23 protein-coding genes and 3 tRNA genes are annotated in these 21,351 nt (G+C 57.9%); 18 read left to right on the top strand and 8 right to left on the bottom strand.

What is annotated here, in order from left to right:
- Nucleotides 1-58: 58 nt before the first annotated feature.
- Nucleotides 59-934 carry a dienelactone hydrolase family protein gene (locus PZA18_RS06185; protein WP_284099932.1) on the top strand — a complete coding sequence of 292 codons (876 nt, stop codon included), beginning with the start codon at nt 59-61 and terminating at the stop codon, nt 932-934.
- Between the two features lie 377 nt (nt 935-1,311).
- On the opposite strand, the gene PZA18_RS06180 is transcribed toward PZA18_RS06185, so the two are convergent.
- The 5 genes from PZA18_RS06180 to PZA18_RS06160 all read right to left on the bottom strand — a co-directional run bounded on the left by PZA18_RS06180 (nt 1,312) and on the right by PZA18_RS06160 (nt 3,698).
- On the bottom strand, nt 1,312-1,644 hold the full coding sequence (locus tag PZA18_RS06180; protein ID WP_284099931.1) for a hypothetical protein: 333 nt from the start codon (nt 1,642-1,644) through the stop codon (nt 1,312-1,314).
- A 320-nt stretch (nt 1,645-1,964) separates the two neighbouring features.
- Complete coding sequence (locus tag PZA18_RS06175; protein ID WP_284099930.1) at nt 1,965-3,029, bottom strand: GGDEF domain-containing protein; 1,065 nt, start codon at nt 3,027-3,029, stop codon at nt 1,965-1,967.
- Nucleotides 3,030-3,367: 338 nt separating this feature from the next.
- Nucleotides 3,368-3,443 (bottom strand) — tRNA-His (locus tag PZA18_RS06170).
- 59 nt (nt 3,444-3,502) lie between these two features.
- A tRNA-Arg gene (locus PZA18_RS06165) sits at nt 3,503-3,579 on the bottom strand.
- 41 nt (nt 3,580-3,620) lie between these two features.
- A tRNA-Pro gene (locus tag PZA18_RS06160) sits at nt 3,621-3,698 on the bottom strand.
- A 185-nt stretch (nt 3,699-3,883) separates the two neighbouring features.
- On the opposite strand from PZA18_RS06160, the gene folD reads away from it, so the two are divergent.
- The 8 genes from folD to PZA18_RS06120 all read left to right on the top strand — a co-directional run bounded on the left by folD (nt 3,884) and on the right by PZA18_RS06120 (nt 10,692).
- Complete coding sequence (gene folD, locus PZA18_RS06155; protein WP_284099929.1) at nt 3,884-4,738, top strand: bifunctional methylenetetrahydrofolate dehydrogenase/methenyltetrahydrofolate cyclohydrolase FolD; 855 nt, start codon at nt 3,884-3,886, stop codon at nt 4,736-4,738.
- 18 nt (nt 4,739-4,756) lie between these two features.
- On the top strand, nt 4,757-5,791 hold the full coding sequence (locus PZA18_RS06150) for a quinone-dependent dihydroorotate dehydrogenase (protein ID WP_284099928.1): 1,035 nt from the start codon (nt 4,757-4,759) through the stop codon (nt 5,789-5,791).
- A gap of 8 nt (nt 5,792-5,799) precedes the next feature.
- On the top strand, nt 5,800-6,384 hold the full coding sequence (locus tag PZA18_RS06145; protein ID WP_284099927.1) for a GNAT family N-acetyltransferase: 585 nt from the start codon (nt 5,800-5,802) through the stop codon (nt 6,382-6,384).
- A 116-nt stretch (nt 6,385-6,500) separates the two neighbouring features.
- Nucleotides 6,501-7,085, top strand: a complete 585-nt coding sequence (gene rsxB / locus PZA18_RS06140) for an electron transport complex subunit RsxB (RefSeq protein ID WP_284099926.1) — start codon at nt 6,501-6,503, stop codon at nt 7,083-7,085.
- Nucleotides 7,086-7,124: 39 nt separating this feature from the next.
- Nucleotides 7,125-8,678: an electron transport complex subunit RsxC gene (gene rsxC, locus PZA18_RS06135; RefSeq protein WP_284099925.1), complete on the top strand. Its 1,554-nt coding sequence runs from the start codon at nt 7,125-7,127 to the stop codon at nt 8,676-8,678.
- The gene (locus PZA18_RS06130) at nt 8,675-9,508 is read left to right on the top strand and encodes a hypothetical protein (RefSeq protein ID WP_284099924.1); all 834 of its coding nucleotides are present in this window, start codon (nt 8,675-8,677) and stop codon (nt 9,506-9,508) included. The genes rsxC and PZA18_RS06130 overlap by 4 nt, the downstream gene beginning before the upstream one ends.
- 57 nt (nt 9,509-9,565) lie before the next feature.
- Entirely contained in the window at nt 9,566-9,769 is a 204-nt protein-coding gene (locus PZA18_RS06125) for a hypothetical protein (protein ID WP_284099923.1), read from the top strand.
- Nucleotides 9,766-10,692 carry an RnfABCDGE type electron transport complex subunit D gene (locus PZA18_RS06120; protein WP_284099922.1) on the top strand — a complete coding sequence of 309 codons (927 nt, stop codon included), beginning with the start codon at nt 9,766-9,768 and terminating at the stop codon, nt 10,690-10,692. Before PZA18_RS06125 ends, PZA18_RS06120 begins: the two co-directional genes overlap by 4 nt.
- A 128-nt stretch (nt 10,693-10,820) precedes the next feature.
- Here the strand turns inward: PZA18_RS06120 and PZA18_RS06115 are convergent, their stop codons facing one another.
- Entirely contained in the window at nt 10,821-11,531 is a 711-nt protein-coding gene (locus tag PZA18_RS06115; protein ID WP_284099921.1) for a substrate-binding periplasmic protein, read from the bottom strand.
- Between the two features lie 193 nt (nt 11,532-11,724).
- A complete protein-coding gene (locus tag PZA18_RS06110; RefSeq protein WP_284099920.1) occupies nt 11,725-12,513 on the bottom strand; it encodes a substrate-binding periplasmic protein in 789 nt (262 codons plus the stop codon).
- Between the two features lie 174 nt (nt 12,514-12,687).
- Between PZA18_RS06110 and nth the strand changes: the two genes are divergently transcribed.
- A complete protein-coding gene (gene nth, locus PZA18_RS06105; protein ID WP_284099919.1) occupies nt 12,688-13,320 on the top strand; it encodes an endonuclease III in 633 nt (210 codons plus the stop codon).
- Nucleotides 13,321-13,361: 41 nt separating this feature from the next.
- On the opposite strand, the gene PZA18_RS06100 is transcribed toward nth, so the two are convergent.
- Nucleotides 13,362-13,745 carry a response regulator gene (locus PZA18_RS06100; protein WP_284099918.1) on the bottom strand — a complete coding sequence of 128 codons (384 nt, stop codon included), beginning with the start codon at nt 13,743-13,745 and terminating at the stop codon, nt 13,362-13,364.
- Between the two features lie 204 nt (nt 13,746-13,949).
- Here PZA18_RS06100 and PZA18_RS06095 point away from each other — a divergent pair, with 204 nt between their 5' ends.
- From PZA18_RS06095 to tsaD, 8 genes are all read left to right on the top strand, one after another.
- Nucleotides 13,950-15,728 carry a vWA domain-containing protein gene (locus tag PZA18_RS06095; protein WP_284099917.1) on the top strand — a complete coding sequence of 593 codons (1,779 nt, stop codon included), beginning with the start codon at nt 13,950-13,952 and terminating at the stop codon, nt 15,726-15,728.
- A gap of 74 nt (nt 15,729-15,802) precedes the next feature.
- Complete coding sequence (locus PZA18_RS06090; RefSeq protein WP_284099916.1) at nt 15,803-16,360, top strand: sigma-70 family RNA polymerase sigma factor; 558 nt, start codon at nt 15,803-15,805, stop codon at nt 16,358-16,360.
- Entirely contained in the window at nt 16,357-17,331 is a 975-nt protein-coding gene (locus tag PZA18_RS06085; protein WP_284099915.1) for a hypothetical protein, read from the top strand. The genes PZA18_RS06090 and PZA18_RS06085 overlap by 4 nt, the downstream gene beginning before the upstream one ends.
- 66 nt (nt 17,332-17,397) lie before the next feature.
- A complete protein-coding gene (locus PZA18_RS06080) occupies nt 17,398-17,838 on the top strand; it encodes a ribonuclease domain-containing protein (protein WP_284099914.1) in 441 nt (146 codons plus the stop codon).
- A complete protein-coding gene (locus PZA18_RS06075; RefSeq protein ID WP_284099913.1) occupies nt 17,829-18,101 on the top strand; it encodes a barstar family protein in 273 nt (90 codons plus the stop codon). The genes PZA18_RS06080 and PZA18_RS06075 overlap by 10 nt, the downstream gene beginning before the upstream one ends.
- Nucleotides 18,098-19,282: a class I SAM-dependent rRNA methyltransferase gene (locus tag PZA18_RS06070; RefSeq protein ID WP_284099911.1), complete on the top strand. Its 1,185-nt coding sequence runs from the start codon at nt 18,098-18,100 to the stop codon at nt 19,280-19,282. Before PZA18_RS06075 ends, PZA18_RS06070 begins: the two co-directional genes overlap by 4 nt.
- 2 nt (nt 19,283-19,284) lie before the next feature.
- A complete protein-coding gene (locus PZA18_RS06065; protein WP_284099910.1) occupies nt 19,285-20,172 on the top strand; it encodes a hypothetical protein in 888 nt (295 codons plus the stop codon).
- A 35-nt stretch (nt 20,173-20,207) separates the two neighbouring features.
- Nucleotides 20,208-21,224, top strand: coding sequence for a tRNA (adenosine(37)-N6)-threonylcarbamoyltransferase complex transferase subunit TsaD (gene tsaD / locus PZA18_RS06060; protein WP_284099909.1), 1,017 nt, complete (start codon nt 20,208-20,210; stop codon nt 21,222-21,224).
- Nucleotides 21,225-21,351 lie beyond the last annotated feature (127 nt).

The following is a 21,351-nucleotide window of genomic DNA, read 5'->3' as shown; positions in this document are numbered from 1 at the left end:
TCAAGCACTTCATCAACCAAGTTAATACGGATCACTTATTTATGAATAGGAGACCAGCATGCCGACTGTCGACCCCGACGCGATCAATTTTGTCCCGAAGTCCAGCTTTTCCCGCCGCGAAATGTTGGTGACCTCGCTTGCCGCCGGCTTTGCCCTGGCTGTCGAACCCGTCATGGCCGACACGCAGATCAAAACCAGCAGCGACGGCCTGGAAGCAGGAGAGGTCAAGATCCCGGTAAAAGACGGCGACATGCCAGCCTACCGCGCCATGCCCAATGGCAAGGGGCCCTACCCCACGGTTCTGGTCGTACAGGAAATTTTTGGCGTCCATGAGCACATCCGTGATGTCTGCCGCCGCTTTGCCAAGCTGGGCTACTTCGCCATTGCGCCGGAGCTGTATGCCAGGCAGGGAGATCCCTCCAAGGTCAGCGACATTACTGCACTGATGAAGGACATTGTTTCCAAGGTACCCGATGAGCAGGTCATGGCCGATCTGGATGCCTGCGTGGCATGGGCACAAGGTAGTGGCAAGGCGGACACGGCCAGACTGGGTATTACCGGCTTCTGCTGGGGCGGCAGGATTACCTGGCTGTATGCAGCCCACAATCCCAAACTGAAAGCCGGCGTTGCCTGGTATGGGCGATTGCTAGGGGAATCCAAACCCCTGACCCCCAAGCATCCGCTGGACCTCGTCGCCGACCTGAAAGCACCGGTGCTCGGACTCTATGGCGGCGCCGATCAGGGCATCCCGGTAGAAAGTGTCGATAAGATGCGGGCAGCCTTGAAGGCCGCCAACAAGCCAGGGGAAATCATTGTTTATCCAGACACCCCCCATGCTTTCCACGCTGACTATCGCCCCAGCTACCGCAAGGAAGCCGCAGACGACGGCTGGAAGCGTCTGCAGGCTTGGTTCAAACAAAATGGCGTCGTTTGATTATCAGACCAAGACCTGAAAGATGGGCAGTGCATTCAGGATAAAAAACTACGTCCTGAATGCACGCTTGCCTGTATGGCAAGAGGGACTTTTGAGAATTTAAAAATCTGTCGGCAAACACCTGCGCCCAATTTCAGAATCAACCTCACACAGCAGGGAGATTTAAAAGGGCTTTCCAGGCTCTGTTGATGTTTTGCTTTCGGATCGCGTTTCGTCGGATTGGGGTCTGCTGCGGTGTTGACTACCAGGACGTTGGATGGCAATGCAAGCCTTACAGCCTGTGCACCTTCGTGACTTACCATAAGCGGCGCGCTTGTCGCCTTGCATCAGGCCCCAATTCGACGACACGCGATCCGGAAATAAAATATCAACAGAGCCTAAACCGGCAGCCAATCTTCGATAACCTGTACTTCAATGCCGCTCTGTGCAGGCTCCAGTAAATTCGTGCAGTTTTCCATTTCAAAACCATAGAACTCGCGCACCACATCAAACATCGCCAAACCCTGCTGTTTCAGAAATGGCTCGAATTCACTTAATACGGCTCTTGCCCGTGGAAATGCCACAGCCGGTGGCGCATCCATTTTAAATACCCGATAGTCGCGCGCAAAACCTGCAGCGAGCATCCGCTTTTCCAGCTCTCGCCAAATTTTCTGCCCACGATCAGCAGAAAGAATTTCATAATCCAGATTGATGACCACGGCGGTTTGCATGGCTAACTCCCGAAGCATTCGACCATCAGCATTATGAATAATGCAACTCGCGAATCCTTCACAAAGATCTTGCATCAAGCATGTGCATTAATACAGTTGTATCGCCAGATTATATATTTTGTTATACAGGATTACTGACCACACTGAATCGCTCAATCTATATAGCATAAATTGCAAAGAATACAGAAAAATCAAGCAGGACAATCATCCCGCCCTGCATGACACATCAATACCTTTGAGACCGCTACTCGGCAGATACAAAACTTCCACAGTGAAACTATCTTACTCCTCTGAAAAAGAATCTTCGACATCGAATATCGTCAGAAAAAGACAATGTTGGACGTCGTATCCTGAGATTCTATTTCCCCCGACTCAACCAGCTTCTCATAAGAGCAAACTCGATTCCGGCCATTCTGTTTGGCAAAATACAACGCCTCATCAGCTTGTCCGAATACCACCGTTGGATTGTCGATAAGCTGAATCTCCGTAAAACCCAGACTCACCGTCACCCTGCCAACTTGTGGGAAATGAAACTCCTCCACATTCTGCCGAAAGCGCTCAAAGACGGATAACGCATTACTGAATTCGGTAGGCGCCAGCAATACCACAAACTCCTCACCACCAAATCGAAACAATTTATCCTGGAAACGAAATGACTCGCGCATCAACCGCGCCAGCAATAGCAGCACTTCGTCCCCATATAAATGCCCAAATTGATCATTAATCCGTTTGAAATGGTCGATATCGATAACACCCATCCAGTGCTTGAAGTCACTCTGCCTGGATCGGCGGCGGGAAAGCGTTGGCCGCACCTTGGCAGCCTCGCTTGGCTGTAAGCCCGCGAGAATCTTGAGAAGATTGGTATCGAAGGTTTTGCGGTTGAGCAAACCCGTCAGCGTGTCGTGCTCACTGTAATCAAGGATTTCCAGAAAATTACAGTAAATCGACAGTATCCCCGAAATCACTCGTTGCGACGCCTCATCCAACGCGGCATCGTGGTTGATTTCGAGAAACGCCATAACCGAACCGCGCTTGCGAATCGGGTAGAGATAGCGAAAGCACTTACGCTCGGGTTGTTCAAACGTCAAAGGCTGACCATCCCGATAACAAGCACTGAACTCTGGCCTGTCACTGAGAGGGTAGCCATTTTCAAAGACGATATCTTCGTCCTGTAACTGGACCTGCCTGCCATTCGAAAACTCAACAACCGCAAATACCCGGTCCTCGCCATCTGCCTGGAACAGCTTGTGCAAAGTAACATGCCGAGCCCGTATCGTTTCAAACAAACCTCGCACCAAGCTCGATTCAAGCTTGCCGCGGTCTCGCTGTTCGGTAATCGCAATTATCGACTTCAATAGGCTAGGAGAGCTATATACGAGCGACATGCCGCGCACCCCGAGCGAAAGAAAGCAATTAGTTGCAATGCAATGTCTTCATTCACCCCGCCCCAGATGCCCCGTACCTGATTTTTAATTGACCGTGGGCAACAACAGCAATATTTCAATCCACATTAGCAATGCCTGAATCAGATTAAAATTGATGCTGCAGAATACAAGATAGAAGAAAAGGATTGATATTGCTAGGCAGAACACGCCCACAGCACAAAGCCGTTACCCGAAGCAGGTACTCAGAAAGCGAAACTGAAATGAAAAAGCAGGCAGAAAAAAAACGCCAAGCAGGAGAGAATATAATGAAGGGAAACTTAATAAGGATAAAGCTTAGGTGGGGTGGATGATGGGACTCGAACCCACGGCGACAGGAATCACAATCCTGGACTCTACCAACTGAGCTACATCCACCACAGAAACTGCAGAACTCTTCGAACGACTAGACTTCTTAAGTTTGTTATTTATATTTTTGGCACGCCCGACAGGAATCGAACCTGTAACCCCCAGCTTAGAAGGCTGGTGCTCTATCCAGTTGAGCTACGGGCGCATCCCAAGCCGGGGCACAAAATCACAAACAACTAAGAAATCTGGTCGGGGTGGTGGGATTCGAACTCACGACCCCCTGATCCCAAATCAGGTGCGCTAACCAGGCTGCGCTACACCCCGAAGAGGTCCGAACTATACCTAGCCTTAGATTACTTGGCAAGCGTTTTCCAAAAAATTCTTAAAAAAAGTGCAAACAAGTGCGCTTGTACAAGCCACACAGAAGGGCTGGAAACTTGGGTGGGCGGTCAAAAAATGCGACAATACAAGGCTTTCCTTACTCAATTGCTGTTTGCTGGAGCCCGCCCATGACTGCACAAATCCTTAATGGCAAAGCCATTGCCGATCAGCTGCTCGCCGAAACCCGCATCAAGGTGGATGCCCGTATTGCCGCAGGTAAACGTGCGCCCGTGCTGGCAGTTGTGCTGGTGGGAGATGATCCGGCATCTGCAATCTATGTACGTAACAAGAAGCGCTCATGCGAGCTCGCCGGCGTGGTATCGGTCGCGCACGAGCTACCTGCCAGCACCAGTGAGGCAGAGTTATTGGCCTTGGTCCAACAGCTCAACGCCAATAGCGACGTAGACGGCATTCTGGTTCAACTTCCCCTGCCTGGGCACATTGATGCGGATCGGGTAATCGAAACAATTGCGCCAGAGAAGGATGTAGATGGTTTCCATCCTTATAACGTCGGGCGCCTCGCACTCAAGATGCCGCTGCTACGCCCCTGCACACCACGTGGCGTGATGACATTGCTGGAAAAGACTGGCATGGCCATTCAAGGCCAGGATGCCGTGATCGTTGGGGCCTCCAATATTGTTGGCCGCCCGATGGCCCTCGAATTGCTGCTGGCGCGGGCAACCGTGACGGTCTGCCATAGCAAAACCCGTGATCTCGCAGCCAAGGTGGCTGGTGCAGATATTGTAGTTGCGGGCGTAGGCATCCCTGAGTTTGTAAAGGGCGAGTGGATCAAGCCTGGCGCGATCGTGATTGATGTCGGCATCAACCGGCTGGAGAGCGGCAAGATTTGTGGTGATGTGGCGTATGACGTTGCGGCGCAGCGTGCAGGCTGGATTACCCCTGTGCCCGGCGGCGTCGGGCCAATGACCGTTGCCACGCTGATGCAGAACACTTTCGATGCTTATATGCATCGCACCGCTTAAATCCGGAGCAAGACAAAGATGCTGTACTCCCTGCTGCGCCCGCTGGTTTTTTGCATGGAGCCCGAGAAGGCTCACCAAACCACTTTCAAGTGGCTGGATACCGCCCGCTCTTTGGGCCTGACCGGCCTGTTAAGAGGCAATGTGCCTGATGCGCCGGTTGAAGTCATGGGCATTCGGTTTCCCAATGCGGTCGGCTTGGCCGCTGGCCTCGACAAGAATGGCGAGCATATTGATGGCTTGGCCAGCTTGGGCTTTGGTTTCATCGAGATCGGCACCATCACCCCCCGTCCGCAGCCTGGCAACCCGCAGCCCCGGTTGTTCCGCCTGCCGGAAGTGGAAGGCATCATCAATCGGATGGGCTTTAACAACGCCGGCATTGACGCTTTGCTGGCCAATGTGGAGAAAGCCCATTTCAAAGGCGTGCTCGGTATCAATATCGGAAAGAATTTTGATACCCCCATCGAAAAAGCCGCGGATGACTATCTGATCGGCCTGGAGCGTGTCTATGGCAAAGCCAGTTACATCACCGTCAATATTTCATCGCCGAACACCAAGAACCTGCGTCAGTTGCAGCAAGTGGATGAGCTGGGCGGGCTTCTGGCAAAACTCAAGGCCAGACAGACCGAGCTGACAACGCAGCATGGTCGCTATGTGCCGTTGGCCGTAAAAATTGCGCCGGATCTCGACAGCCAACAGATTGCCGACATCGCAGGTCTGCTGCTGGATCATCAGCTTGATGGTGTTATCGCCACCAATACAACACTATCGCGGGTGGGTGTTGAGGAACTACCGCATGGAAATGAAGCCGGTGGTCTGTCAGGCGCACCAGTACGCGAGCGTTCAACCGCCGTCATTCGCGAACTGGCCGGCCATCTGCGTGGGCGGATTCCGATCATCGGCGTTGGCGGTATTTTGTCCGGGGCCGATGCCTTGGAGAAACTGGATGCAGGCGCGAGCCTGATCCAGCTGTACTCCGGTCTCATCTATCGCGGCCCGGATCTGGTCAGCGAGTGCGCCCGTGCAGTGCGCCCCCGAATCAAGCAAGGGAGCTGAAACCGGCCATGACCTCGTTACAACCCGATTACCACGCTGATGATGGCGTAATCCGCATTCGTCCGTTTCGGGCTGAAGATGTGGATGGCTTTTTCGAGGCGGCCAGCGAATCCATCGACACCCTCAGCCAGTGGCTACCGTGGGCAACACCCGCCTATTCGCGTAGCGATGCGGAATACTGGGTGGCTTCCCGCATCGTTTGCTGGCGTGAAAACAAAGGCGAGCAGTCATTCATCATTGAAGACTTTACCGATGGCCGGATTCTTGGCTGTATTGGTCTTGCGGCCAGAATGACCCCCGTCACCAGCTGCGGCAATATCGGCTACTGGTTACGAAACTCAGCGACCGGGCGGGGCACCATGGCACGTGCAGTCAGGCTGGTGATTGCCTATGGCTTTACTAAATTGCCCATTCATCGGGTGGAGATTTCTGCCGATGTACGCAATTTCGCCAGCCGCCGCACCGCCGAGCGAGCGGGGCTGAATTTTGAATGCATCTGCGCTGCCGGGTTGATGTGGCAGGGCCAGCCGGTGGATTGCGCCGCATACAGCCTGACCCGTCAGCAATGGCAAACCTTGGTGGCGCAGACTTGAACACCCATTCTTAAACAGCCGACCAATCGGTTCTTGCCCCACCCGACCCATACGCCCCCATTTTGACCAACCTTGTTCACGCATCACTGCGGCAAGGTTTGCTGGAGTACCCCACTGTGAGTGGACTATTACTTATTGCCCTGATCCTGCTTGGACTGGCGCTGCTACTTGGCGCTCGCCAGCTCAAGACCAGACCTCGGCCACAACCCACCCCGCCCGAACTGCCCTTGGCAGAGCAAATCGATGCTGTTCTGCCGCAAACCCAATGTACCCAGTGCGGCTACAAAGGCTGCCGGCCCTACGCTGAAGCGATTGCCAAGGGTGAGGCCGACATCAACCAGTGCCCACCTGGAGGAGATGAAGGGATCGCCAAACTGGCAGCTTTGCTGGGACGAGACCCCAAGCCACTGGATACGAGCCACGGCGAACACAAGCCCAAGCGACTGGCACTGATTGATGAATCGGTGTGCATTGGCTGTACCTTGTGCATCCAGGCGTGTCCGGTTGATGCCATCCTTGGTTCGGCCAAGCATATGCATACCGTCATCCGTTCGGAATGTACGGGCTGCGAACTGTGTGTCGCCCCCTGCCCGGTTGACTGCATCAGCATGGTAGACCCGGATGCGCCAGTGAAAATCCGCCGCCGCTATCCGGTGTTTCCAATCAAGATTCAGGCGGGCTCCCGGCCTGACCGAGCCTGAGCCAATTTTCCTTCACACAGGTCAGACAAACCCAGATATATGGTGAATCGCCCCCCTTATCGTATGGCGGCCGGTATCCGGCTGGCAGACAATACTGCCCAAGCCCACCGAGGGCCCATCATTACCGCCACGCTGCCAACCTGCCTGCATGTGCCGTTGCAAACGGCACTCAGCGAGACCGCGCGCAGTTGCGTCGTGCCAGGGCAACAGGTACAGGCCGGTCAGAAAATTGCCGATGCAAGCGGCCCAAATACCGTCGCCATCCATGCGCCTGCAGCCGGCACAGTTCTGTCGATCGGCAAACAAGCGCTGGCGGAACTGGCTGGCCAACCTGGCTGGTGCATCACCATCGAAGTCGCCAATCCCTCTAGCCCCTATCAGGCGACTCCACTCGCCGCTTCGGACAAGCCAGACCACCTTTCCCTACAGACTCTCGGACTGGTTGGCCTTGGCGGTGGTGGCCTGCCGTGTCACCTCAGGCTGCATGGCGTCACGCCACCGATCAAGACGCTGATCATCAACGGCGTGGAATGCGAGCCGTGGCTCAGCTGTGACGATAGCCTGATGCGCGAGCACGCTGACGAAATTGTGGCGGGCATCCGCTGGTTACAGACGCAATTGGATACAGAGCACACCACGCTCGCCATCGGCCAGGATAAACCGGCTGCACAGGCAGCATTCAAGGCCGTGTTACCGGCCGGGATACAGCTGGTTTCGATACCCCCGCTCTATCCGGCCGGAGAAGACCGGCAGCTGGCTTATCGCCTCACCGGGCAGGAAATCCCGGCCAGCCAGTCGCTTGAATCGTTCGGAATACAAAGCTTCAATGTCGCCACGGTCCACGCCATTGGCTGTGCGATTCTGCGCGCAGAGACCCTGACTTCCCGCATCGTCACCATCGCCGGCAATGTCGCTCGCCCTGGCAATTATCGAGTTGCCTTCGGTACGCCGGTTTCGCATCTACTCCAGCTTGCCGGTGAACAGCCGCATAGCACAGGCTATCTGGTTGGTAATCCGATGACAGGAGAAACCCTCGCAACAACGGATGCGGTCATCGGTGCCGGCGCCCAGGCGCTGATCGCGATGAATCAGACCCTGTTTCCCACCACCGAGCCCACCCGCGATTGCATTCGCTGCGGGGAATGCGCCGAAGTCTGCCCAATCCGCCTGCAACCGATGCAGCTCTGGCACAGTCTTAATCAACAAGCCATTGATCAAGCCCAGACCGACGGCCTATTCGATTGCATCGAATGCGGTGCTTGCAGCTATGTCTGCCCAAGCCGGATTCCCCTGGCCAGCACCTTCCGTGTGACCAAGCAAGAGATCGTGCAGGCCACCGAAGCCCAGCAAGCAGCAGACAAGGCCCGGCAGCGACACGAATTCCGTCAGTTCCGGCTGGAACGAGACAAGCAGGAAAAAGCTGAGCGGCTGGCAGCCAAGGCGGCAGCCAAGCATGAGGTCGCCACCGCTTCAAGCGACCCCGCTGACGCAGAACGCGCCGCCAAAATCAAGGCTGCGATGGAACGCGCGGCCGCCAAGCGGGCAGCGGCACAGGCCGCCGCAACCGACAAACCCGCAGAGCCCAAATCATGAACCGAGTTCGACGATCTGCCCTGACCAACGCCTTTCTACCCCTCGCTGCTGGTGTGATCTGCCTCGGCGCGCAGGCAGCCGATCTTTCCGCCTGCCCACCTGCCGGGCCAGCTAGTGGCATACCCACCAAGGCCCGCGTCGTTCTGCTGGGGGAATTGACAGGTACGTACGAATCGCCACGCTTTGTTCTGAAAGCTGGCTGCGAATGGTTGAAAGCTGGCCGTCCCTGGTTGCTGACGCTGGACTTTCCCCCCACCGAACAGACCCCGCTCGACACCTATCTGGCGTCACCCGGCGAGCCCGCTGACGTCAGTCGCTTGTTCAACAACCAGCACTGGCTGGTCAACGACGGCCGGGCCAGCGTGGCAGTGATGGAGCTCATCGAGGCCGTGCGCCGATTGAAGCGAGGTGGCGCTGCCGTGCAGGTATTGGCGGTAGGTGGCACCGAGGAGGAAAGCGTCAAGCGCATCAAGCAAGCATTGCAGGCCGACAAGGAGGTTGCAGCGCTGGTCGTGACCACCCCGCCACGGGCCAGCCGCAAGCTCGGCAATGGCTGGAATCCCAAATACGAACCTGTCGGCTACCTGCTGGCCGAGTTCAAGCCGCTGGCGTACCGCATGAGCTACCAGTCCGGCTTCATGTGGGCCTGCCAGGATAAAGGCTGCGGTGCCTATTACCAGCCGGGCGGGGATGTCACCGAACCAGCGGGTCAGTATGGGGTACTCAAGCAAGCCCAGATCGAACCTTTTGGTTATGACGGCATTTACTTCATCGGCACCATGACTGCGGCACCTCCGGTGCGTATGCGGGTGCCCGCCAATTTCAACTAAGGAACCCTTATGGCCAGTGATGCCATGCAAAAAATGTTGGCCCGGCGCAAACGGGCCATGAAGCTGTCCCTGGTATTCGCCGCCATCGGCTTTATGGTGCTCATGATGTTCGTCATGAAATTCCTGCAGCAGTACCGCGCCAAACAGCAAATGGAAACGCCGGTTAAAGTTCAGCTGAACATGCAGGCGCCAGCAGCCGCGACCGAACCGGCGCCGGCTGCCCCCCCCTCCCCCGTGGCAGGCCGCAAGGAGGCCAAGTGAACGCGCCTTATCTGCACCGTGCAACCACCGTCAGGCAGATCATGCTGCAAGGCTTGCTGGCACTGATGCCGGGCATCGCGGTAAGCGCAGGGCTATTCGGGCTGGGGCTGGTCGTACAATTGGCGATTGCCAGCACCACCGCCCTGATTGTGGATGCCCTGGCGCTACGGCTGCGCAAGCGTGATTGGCGCCTCTACCTCTTCGATGGCAGTGCCCTACTGAACGCCTGGCAGCTCACGGTTTTGTTATCCCCGCTAGCACCGTGGTGGCTGACGGTTATCGCCACCCTCGCCAGCACCCTGCTTGGCCGACATTTCAGCAGCCGGCTGGCGGATTACCGTTTCAATCCGGCGATGATCGGTCTGCTGGCCGTACTGGCAATCGGACCAGCGCACTTGGGCCAGTGGTCTGGCAGCCTGTCGGGCGCGGCGCTGCCGCTGTCTGAACAGCTGACACGGATCTTCAGCGTTGCGGGTGGCCAAAGCAGCGATCTGCCCGCCGCCAGCAGGCAAGACCTGTTCTGGCAAAGTCTGGCCTATCTATTGGGTGGTCTATACCTGCTCTGGCAAAAGCGCGTGCGCTGGCCGATACCGGTCACCTGCCTGTCTGCCTCGGTGGTAACCGGCCTGCTGCTGATGGGATTGGGCTTTACCACGCCGGTCAGCCTGCAACCCCTGCTGGTCAGTAGCGTGCTATGCGGCTTTTTCATTGCACCAGATCCGGCCAGCAGCCCTGGCACACACAAAGGCCGGCTGATCTTTGGCACGCTGGTAGGCATCCTGCTGACTGTGCTGCCCACACTCGGGCATGTCGGCGACGGAATGGCTCTGGCGGTACTGCTGATGAACTGTGCAACACCGCTGATCAACCATTTAACCCAGACACCTCGGTTCGGCCAATCCAAGCCCGACCGACCGGTCTGACCACCGTCAATCCGCCACCCCATATACCTTTATCGACACATGGCCGGTGGTAAACGAAAACAGCCTGCAACATTGTTGCAGGCTGTTTTTCTGGGCCATCTTCCCGCCCCCGAATCCATCGCTTCGCTTCAGCGATACTTCTGCATCAAGGTCTTCATGAACTCTTTACTGGCTTCACACTCGGTCTTCAGTTTCTTCATGAGTGCCTCGTTCTTGAATAATTCCGACTTGCGCGAGACATAAAGTGCCACGGGGTTGGCATCGACCTCCAGAAAGCCGTATTGATCAGCCGCCAGCCCGGCATCCTTCAACAGCACCTGTGAACCGGGAGAGGAAATAAAGGTTGCATCCAGTCGATCCGCTGCCAGCATCTTCAAGCCCTGGCCAACGTTTTCAATATCGCTGGCGACAATCCCGCTCACGGTCTTCAGCTTGTCGAGGGCCTTGGTGCCCCTGAGCATGCCAACCCGCTTACCTGCCAGATCGTTCATGCTCTTGGGCGTGAACTTCGACTTGTTGTAGAGCACCCCCGCGTGGATTTCGGTTGGCGAACACAGGTTGAGCGCAAACCCATCGCGCTCCGCATCCGGAATCAGCAACGTCGCTTCGCTACTACCATCCTTCAGCCCTTCGATCACCCGCAAATAGGGAATCGTGCGGACAGTCATCTCAGCCCCCGCCTTACCAAACAGATACTTGAAATACTCGGGCACAATGCCTGTCCCCGGCATTTCCGGATAACTCCACGGCGCAGCCGGCACGGCATGGATCTGCGTCGGACCGGCCCAAGCCACCGGCACAGCAGCCAGCAACAGGCTCGCAAACAAGATGTTACGCATGAGACCTCCTTCGTCGATTCTGGCAGTGTAGGCAGGCCGCACCACCCGGAGCTGGCCGCTGTTACAGATCGAAATCAAATCCTGTTCATCACGCAGCAATGGCAATGCAGGATTGCAGCCCGGCACCAAGGAAAGCCTTGTATCCGACCCCAATCCAGCAAAACACGATCCGAAAATAAAGTGTCAACCGCGCCTAACGTTTGAAGAACTCCTTCTCGGCGCCTTTGTAGTCAGGAGACTCGCGCACTGCCGCGACGGCGGCCCATAGATCTTCGACCGCTTTCGGGTATTTGGCCTGGAAAGGCTTGGCAAAAATCATGTAGTAAGGCTTTTCAGTCAGCGGCGGAGAGACTTTCTCCAGCTTGCCGTTGAACTCGGCAGTATGTAGCGAGTTGTCACCTTCAAGGGTCTGCAAAGCTGCTGCAGCAACCCGCCCAGCCAGCACCTTGCGCAGATTGTCATCGGCTGTCTTGCCGCCATCGTCTACGGTTGCCCCTGCCGCTTTGAGCTGGTCGATGATCGAATAGCCAGGCTGCGCACCGATCGGGCCGCTCAAGCCATTCAGCTTGCTGCCATCCCAGCCTATCCCGCCCCCTTTGGCACGAAACAGGCTGTAGCTGTCCATCATCATGCGGCGGCTGGGATCGTGCTTGCCATCCTTCATCGGATATACCGAAAACACCGCACGGTCATCCTTATAGCTGGCGGCAAACGCACCATCCATCCCCCCGGACTGCAGCTCGTTCAGGCAGCGCTTCCAGGGCAGGCCAACCGGCTCGATCTTGATGCCTGCTTTACGGCTGATCATGTCGACCATGATCAGATTCAAGCCTTTGCCATTCTTCAAGATCCAGGGAAAGACATCCTCGTTCTCAAAGCACAGCTTGACTGTCGCCGGTTTATCCTCTGCCTGTGCAACACTCACCATGCTCACCAGCCCAAGCAGCAAGCCAGCCCCCAATCGAAAAGTCGTCAACACCATGTCAGCCCTCCTGTCGAACACATCCCATATTTAGAAATGCCAACCATCCGGAGCAAACTCCGGCACCCCACAGAACCTGTTTCCCGCCCGAATCTGCCTTGGCGCACGATCTTCCCTGTCCGCCAGCAGATGCCGACCGTTACAATCAACGTCTTTTCTTCTGCACGGTTCAACATGAACGCTGACATTCGCCGCCAGATTTTCGAGCGTTTGCGCGCCAGCAATCCGCACCCCACCACCGAACTTGAATACAGCAGCCCGTTCGAGTTGCTGACGGCGGTCCTGCTCTCGGCACAGGCCACCGATGTCGGCGTCAACAAAGCCACGCGCAAACTGTTTCCAGTCGCCAATACGCCATCTGCCATCCTGGCGCTGGGGCAGGATGGACTGGAGAGTTATATCAACAGCATTGGCCTGTTTCGCTCCAAGGCCAGACACCTACTGGAAACCTGCAGACTGCTGCTGGAGCAGCACGATGGCGAAGTCCCACAAACCCGCGAAGCTCTGGAAGCTCTGCCGGGTGTCGGCCGCAAAACGGCCAATGTCATACTTAACACCGCCTTCGGCCAACCCACCATTGCCGTCGACACGCATATCTTCCGGGTATCCAACCGCATCGGTCTGGCACCAGGAAAGGACGTTCGAGCCGTTGAGGACAAGCTGCTGAAAGTGGTGCCTGCCGAATTCAAGCTGGATGCCCATCACTGGCTGATCCTGCACGGCCGTTACATCTGCAAGGCCCGTAAACCAGACTGTAACCGGTGCGTCATCGTCGATTTATGTGAATACAAGGCCAAAAGCATCTAGGCTCTGTTGACCTCTCTGCTGGCGCGCCCAGACCTCCAACCTCATCCGAGCTTTGCCCACACCGCGCGTATCTGTTCGGCCAAAGACATCGGGTCGAATGGTTTTGGAATCACCTCCGCAGCGCCCAGACTCAAAAAATGGGCGACTTCGGAAGGTTGTGCCTTGGCAGTCATGAAAATGGCAGGCGTGCTGGCAAACCCCGGCAACTTCCGCAACTCCCCCAACGTGGTCGGGCCATCCATGCCCGGCATCATGACATCCAGCAAAATCAACTGTGGTTGAAAACCCGGCCCCTTCTCCAGCGCCTCAGCTCCCGAGCTGCAAACTTCCAGCGTGAAGCCTCCGACCATCTCCAGTGCCAGCTTCGCCACAGTACGGATATCCGGCTCATCCTCCACGTACAGTATTTTTTTCAATTCAGCCATTCACGCCCCATCCCGTTCTACGCATGGATCGACACTCTTGGTATAGCAGGCAGGTGCCATATCGCTGAGTTTTTCAGCAGTCTGTGGCAATACACCAACAGCACCCGGCACGACCGAAAACAAAATTTCAACAGAGCCTAACCCCGAAAGCAGCGGTCAACCGTTTCATCGTCATTCCCATCCCGTATCACTCAGGAGAATGCGATGCGTACTTCCCGCCACACCGCCCCTACCCTGCTGGCCTTGTCGCTGGCCCTTGCACTGGCCGCTTGTTCCAGCAAACAAGAGGGGACTACCCACCCGATCAAGACCGATGAAAGCACCAAGCCGGCAGCGAACCAGGCAGCAACCCTCCGGTTGCAGGATGCTGGAAGCCCCCACAGCGCAGATGCCATGCTCAGCCTGAAGGAAGAGCCGCCAGCCAGCCCTGTTGCGGGCGGCAGCCATCATCGGGCCGAAAAGAAAGTCATGAAAGCCAAGGCGCTGGCAAGTGGCGTCGTGGCTGAAGCCGTGGCGGTCGCCCCGGAGGACGGCAACCGCGAGCGCTATGGCAAGGTGACAGACCATCCGATCAAGCAGGTCAGCGAAGCTCCGGTCTCGACATTCTCGATAGATGTCGATACCGGCAGCTATGCCAATGTCCGGCGTTTGCTGAATAGTGGGCAATTGCCCCCCAAAGATGCCGTACGCGTCGAAGAAATGATCAATTACTTTCCCTACAGCTATCCAAGCCAGGCCAACGGCAGGCCGTTTGCCGTGCATACCGAAGTTGCCCCCTCGCCCTGGAGCCGCACGACCCATCTGCTGAAAATCGGCATCAAGGCCCAGGAACTGGCCAAAGCCGAATTGCCGCCTGCCAATCTGGTCTTTCTGGTGGATGTATCGGGCTCGATGAATGAGCCCAACAAACTGCCCTTGCTGCAACAGTCTCTCAAGCTGCTGGTCAAGCAACTGCGGCCACAAGATAAGGTATCGCTGGTGATTTACGCCTCCGGCACCGGCGTCATCCTGCCGCCGACGTCTGGCAGCGACCCCGGTCGCATCCTTGCCGCCATTGACCAGCTCAAACCCGGAGGCTCGACTGCAGGCGAAGCCGGAATACGGCTGGCCTACCAGATGGCGCATCGCAGCTTCGTCAAAGGCGGCATCAACCGCATCCTGCTGGCCACAGACGGCGACTTCAATGTTGGCATCGCCGATACCAACCAACTCAAGGAAATGGTCGAGACCGAACGCAGAGGCGGCGTTTCACTTTCGACCCTGGGCTTTGGCACCAACAACTACAACGAAGCCTTGATGGAGCAGATCGCCGATGTCGGCAATGGCAATTACAGCTATATCGACACGCTGAATGAAGGCCGGAAAGTGCTGGTGGACGAAATGACCTCCACCCTTGCAACTGTCGCCAAGGACGTGAAAATCCAGGTCGAATTCAACCCGGCCGCCGTTTCGGAATACCGCCTGATCGGCTACGAAAACCGCCAGCTGCAGCGCGAGGACTTCAATAACGACAAAATCGACGCCGGGGAAATCGGAGCCGGACATACCGTCACCGCCCTCTACGAAATCACCCTGAAAGGCCAGCCTACCCAGGTCGATCCGCTACGCTATGGCACCCAGCCGAAAAACGAAGGTGGCAAACCCGAAGAACTGGCCTTCCTGCGCCTGCGTTACAAGGCCCCCGACGGTGATACCAGCAAGCTGATGGAAACCCCGCTACATCAACGTGACATCCTGCCAAGCTTTGATCAGGCCAGCACCGATCTGCGCTTCGCCGCCGCCGTCGCCGGCTTTGGCCAACGACTGCGTGGCGGCCTCCACACCGCCAACCTCGACTACGCCGCCATCAAACAACTGGCGCAATCTGCACTGGGCGACGATCGCTGGGGGTATAGAGGTGAATTCATGCAGCTGGTTGACCAAGCCAGATCGCTGGATCGACCAAATAAGCCAGGCATGCAATCTGCACAGATCAGCCGTTAATGGCGATACCCACAATATTCAGTGCCAGGTGCTGTCAGCAGGAAGCACCACAGGTTCTCGGGTAAACTTGCTGGATGTCCGAGAACCAAACCGATGAAGAATTGATGCTGGCTTACCGTGACGGCGATGCCGGGGCATTCGATGTGCTCTACCGCCGTCACCGTGCCCGGCTCTACCGATTCCTGAGCCATGAAACCGGCAGCCCAGCGGCTGGCGAAGAGCTGTATCAGGAAGTCTGGATGACGCTGATCCGCAGCAGGGAGCGCTATGTGGTATCAGCCAAATTCAGTACCTATCTCTACCAGATTGCCCACAGCCGTCTCGTGGATTGGTTTCGCAGTCATGGCAAGGTTCGGCTCGAAGCACTGGACGAGGATGCGCCAGAACCGCCCGCTGAAGCCTGCTGGCAACCTGACCGGCAGCTGGACCAGCGACAGGAGGCCGACCGCCTCAGGCACTGCCTGTCGCAGTTACCCCCCCAGCAGCGCGAAGCATTTTTGTTGAAAGAAGAAGGCGAATTCAGCCTGGACGACATTGCCCAGCTGGTTGGGGTGAATGCTGAAACCATCAAGAGCCGGATTCGCTACGCCATCAGTAAGCTGCGCAACTGTCTGGGAGGGTTGCTGGCATGAACACGACACCCGACCCGCAATTACCGCACGACGCTGAGCTCTCGGCCCTTTACCGGAAACTGGCGGTGGAAGAGCCAGCCACGGACATCGACGACGCAATACTTGCAGCATCACGCCGGGCCGTTGGCAGTGGCCCGCGCGCCATGCGCTGGTTCAAATCCAGCTGGACCGCCCCGCTGGCGACGGCGGCCACACTGATGGTCGCGCTGTCCGTAGCGCTACTGGTCCGCGATCACGCGCCCTCGCGACAGGAGCAGGCGGTGACGCTGTCCGAGCCGCCCCCCGCTCCGGCTGCCGATGCTCCGGCACCCGCTGCTGCCCCTGCACCAGCCAGCGAAGGTGCCACTCCCCCTCTGGCCGAGCCACCCAAGGCCGCGATGCCAAACGAAGCAGCAGTCGCGGAAAAGCCGCCCCAGGCACTGCAGAAAGCCGAGAAGAAATCCGCCCCGCCGGTCTTTAGCGTCGAGGATGCCCCTGCTGCAGCCAGCAAAGCCAAGGACGTCGCACCAGCGCCAGTCAAGCCTGCTCCCGTCATGTCAGCTCCGGCCATGTCAGCTCCGGCCATGCCGGCAGCGGATGCACCACCCGTTATGGCGGCACCCGAACCCGTACCGATGCGAGATGCAAAACGCGATCGCTTGCAGGAAAAGACGGTAGCTGAATCGGTGGCCCCGCCCACAGCGGCCAGCCGAAGTGGTGCGGGTAGCGGTGCAGATGCTGCTGTTCCTACCGCCAAACCCGCCTCACCGATAACCAGCGAGCGTAACTCGACCCGCAGGCTACTCGGTGCGACGTCTACAGAATCGGCAGTAGACGAAGCCTCCCCAGAGCAGTGGGCCAACCGGATTCGCAAGTTGATCAACCACGGCGAGCACAAGGCCGCGCGCGAGGAGCTCGACAAGTTACGCAAGCGCTACCCTGACTGGAGCCTGCCGCCGGATCTGGCCGAATTCTCGAAGGAAGCGCCGTAGGGCCACCCATCGGATATCCCGTTACCCAATGCTTAACGCGCAAGGTTTGACCTACTCACATTCATTATGAAGACACTCTTAATTACCCTGAGCCTGCTTGCCGCAGCTGCCCATGCGGCGGACTGCAGGCAGGTGGCCGACCAACTGAACAGCCGCCTCACCCCCAAGCTGGATGCGGCGGAGCTGGCCGCGACGCTGACAGTTCTCAATCGCGATGGCCGGTTACCTGAACGCTTCATGACCAAGCGGGATGCCAACGCTGCCGGCTGGAAGCCAGGGCGGGACCTGTGGCAGGTTCCGGGTCTGGACGGCAAAAGCATCGGTGGCGACCGTTTCGGCAACCGGGAACGCGCCCTGCCTCGGGGCGACTGGCGTGAAGCAGACCTGGACTACAAAGGAGGTCGGCGTGGTGCCAAGCGCCTGCTGTTCGAACCCCGTGCCAATGGCCGTCGCTTTGTGACGGTTGACCATTACAGCCACTTCGAGGAGATAGCAGCATGTCGGTAAGCCGTTGCGAATTGGTGTCGGTAAAATCCGCCGCCGATTTCTATAACCAGTTTTGTCAGCAACTGGATCTGGGAGATGGCTTCGGCCACAACCTGGATGCCCTCTATGACGCCCTCACCGGTCTGGTCGAGCCACCGATCGAGATCGTCTGGCATGACTCGCGTGATGCACGCAAGCGTCTTGGCAAATGGTTTGACGATGTGGTCAGCCTGATCAAAGAGGCGGCCGCCGAGACCGGAGATATTGAATTGGAGTTGAAATGACAGTACGTCTTGTAGTGAAAGCCGGCCGCGAAAAATCGCTGCTGGCACGCCACCCATGGTTGTTCTCGGGTGGCATTGCCAAAGTTGAAGGTGAGCCGTTTCCGGGTGCAACCGTCCGTATCGTCGCCCAGGATGGCCGCTTTCTTGGCTGGGGCGCCTACAGTCCGGAGTCGCAGATTCGGGTGCGGGTATGGAGTTTTGATGAAAACGACCGTATCGACGCTGACTTTTTCCGCCGTCGTTTGCAGGCCGCTCTGTCGGCACGCGCATCACTGGCACAGGCCGGCAATGCGGCTCGTCTGATCCACGCGGAATCAGATGGCCTGCCGGGTCTGGTCGTGGACCGTTACGGCGATGTACTGGTAGTACAGATGCTGGCATCGGGTGTCGAAGCCTGGCGCGGCACGCTGATTCCGCTGCTGCAGGAGCTGACCGGCGCTGCAGCGATCTATGAGCGCTCAGATGCCGATGTGCGGGCACTGGAAGGCTTGGAACAACGCACCGGCCTGCTGGCTGGCAGTCTGCCCGGCAGTGTTGAAATCATCGAACACGGGCTGCGCTATCGTGTTGACGTGGCGGAAGGCCAGAAGACCGGCTTTTATCTTGATCAGCGCGACAACCGCCGCCGCGTAGGCGAACTGGCCGCAGGCCGCGATGTACTCAACTGCTTCTGCTACAGCGGTGGCTTCTCGTTGGCCGCGTTGCGTGGCGGCGCCAAGTCGGTCTTGTCAATCGACTCTTCAGCCGAAGCACTCGATACCGCACGCGCCAACCTCGAACTCAACCAACTACCGGCAGATCGCGCAGAATGGCTGGAAGCCGACGTGTTCCAGCATCTGCGCAAACTGCGCGATGCCGGGCGCAGCTTTGATCTGATCGTGCTGGACCCGCCGAAGTTTGCCCCGACCGCACAGCATGTTGAGCGCGCCGCTCGTGCCTATAAGGACATCAACCTCTACGGCTTCAAGCTGTTGCGACCGGGTGGCTACCTCGCCACCTTTACCTGTTCAGGTGGCATGAGCGCCGACCTGTTCCAGAAAATCGTCGCAGGTGCTGCACTGGATGCGCACGCCGATGCCAGCATCGTCGGCCGCTTTACCGCAGACATCGACCACCCGATCGCGTTGAACTTCCCGGAAAGCGACTACCTCAAGGGCTTGCTGGTCCGGAAGGCCGGCTAAGCATGCACTTGCGCCGGCTGCTTCTGGTCTTGTTGCTGTCGCAATCCGCCTGGGCTGCCCATATAAGCCTGGAGCCCGGTCAGATCATGCTCAGCGGCGAGATCAGCCGGGGGGACGATCTGCTGTTTCGACAAGCAGCCACCCAGCCGGGCATCCGGCGGGTGGTGGTCGATACGCCCGGCGGCGACCTCGTTACCGCCATGGCAATCGGCGACATCATCCAGCAACACCAGCTGGATTTGACCGTGCGCGGGTTGTGCCTTTCAGCCTGCGCCAACTATCTGTTTATTGCCGCCCGTCACAAGACAGTCGAGCCCGACTCCTTTGTCGGTTGGCATGGTGGGGTCAACCAGTATGATTGCGAAGAGGTCTGCGATGATGTGGCACTGGCACAGGAGGTGGAACGCCTCCAGCGTGGCCCGACTTTAGCCATGTGCCGGGCTCAGCCGGCACGGGAAGCCTGGGACCATCGGCTACGGCTGGCCTTGCTCTCGGCCATGCAGACCGAGCGCTCGTTCTACCAGAAGCATGGGGTAAATCTGGCGCTCATCCGTTTCTCTGCGCTGGTCACTGGCGGCCCACTCTTGCGTTCCCGGCGGGAAAATCTGGTTCAGGCCAGCGACGGGCGCTGGCAGGCCCGACAGGGCCAGCTGCAAAGCACACCGATACGCGCCTTCGAGGTATGGCTGCCACACCCGGCCGACTTAAAGCGGCTGGGGGTGTCAGGGTTAGAGAGTTTCTGGTATCCCGCCAGCCTGGAGAAACGCCAAACGGCGCTTGAACAGAAAATGGGCGGCCCACTGCGTGCCAGCTGGCAGCGCTACCACACACCAACGCCAGAAGAGCTTTCGGTCGCCCGCAATCTGCTGGCAATCGGCAGCACTCATTGAATTACTGCAGGCATGGCCTGTTAGAACCACACTCTATGTTGACACTAGGTATTGAATCCTCCTGCGACGAGACTGGCATCGCCCTGTATGACAGCGAAGCCGGGCTACTCGCCCACCACATCCACAGCCAGATCGCCATGCACGCCGAGTATGGTGGCGTCGTGCCCGAACTGGCCTCGCGTGACCATATCCGACGGGTACTGCCGCTGACCCGGCAATGCCTCAAGGAGGCAGGCAAGACCCTAGCCGACCTTGATGCCATCGCCTACACCGAAGGCCCCGGGCTGGCCGGTGCCCTGCTGGTTGGCGCATCGGTTGCCCAGGCACTGGGCTTTGCGCTCGATAAGCCGGTTATTGCTGTTCACCATCTGGAAGGGCATTTGCTCTCGCCTATGCTGGCAAATCCCGCCCCTGCCTTCCCGTTTGTGGCATTGCTGGTCTCTGGCGGACACAGCCAACTGATGGCCGTCGAAGGGGTCGGTCAATACCGCATGCTCGGTGAAACGCTCGATGATGCTGCAGGCGAAGCTTTCGACAAGACCGCCAAGCTGCTGGGCCTTGGCTATCCTGGTGGCCCGGCACTCTCGAAGCTGGCAGACAAGGGCGATGCCAAGCGCTTTACCCTGCCCCGCCCGATGCTACATTCCGGCGATCTGGACTTCAGCTTCGCCGGCCTTAAAACGGCCGTTTTAACCCTGGCCAACAAACAAGCACCACTCGACGACGCCACCCGGGCCGACATCTGCGCCGCCTTTCAGGCTGCCATGGTTGAAGTGCTGGTCAGTAAATGTCAGAAAGCCCTGAAAGAAACCGGCATGGATCAACTAGTGGTTGCGGGAGGTGTAGGGGCAAACCGGCAACTACGCGCTGCACTCGACCAGAGCGCCAAACGCCGGCATTTCAAGGTGTATTACCCGCCTCTGGACTTGTGCACCGATAACGGCGCCATGATTGCCTTTGCCGGCTCCTTGCGACTGACACAAGCCCAGGCCGCGGGCGGCTACACCGTGCGCCCGCGCTGGGATCTGGCCACTCTGCCTGCCATTGCCTAGGTGTTGGGTTCCACCAGCCCCCCACCGTTACAACCGAAATCCCCCTGCCATCTGACAGCTTCCGCACTATGGAACGTCAGGTGGCATGCACGGCTTCCTGATTCGGATGTCTCCGGCGAGACAACCC

This window comes from Parachitinimonas caeni, assembly GCF_030129945.1.
GTDB classification, from domain to species: domain Bacteria; phylum Pseudomonadota; class Gammaproteobacteria; order Burkholderiales; family Chitinimonadaceae; genus Parachitinimonas; species Parachitinimonas caeni.
This window is presented reverse-complemented; position numbering and strand designations above follow the sequence as displayed.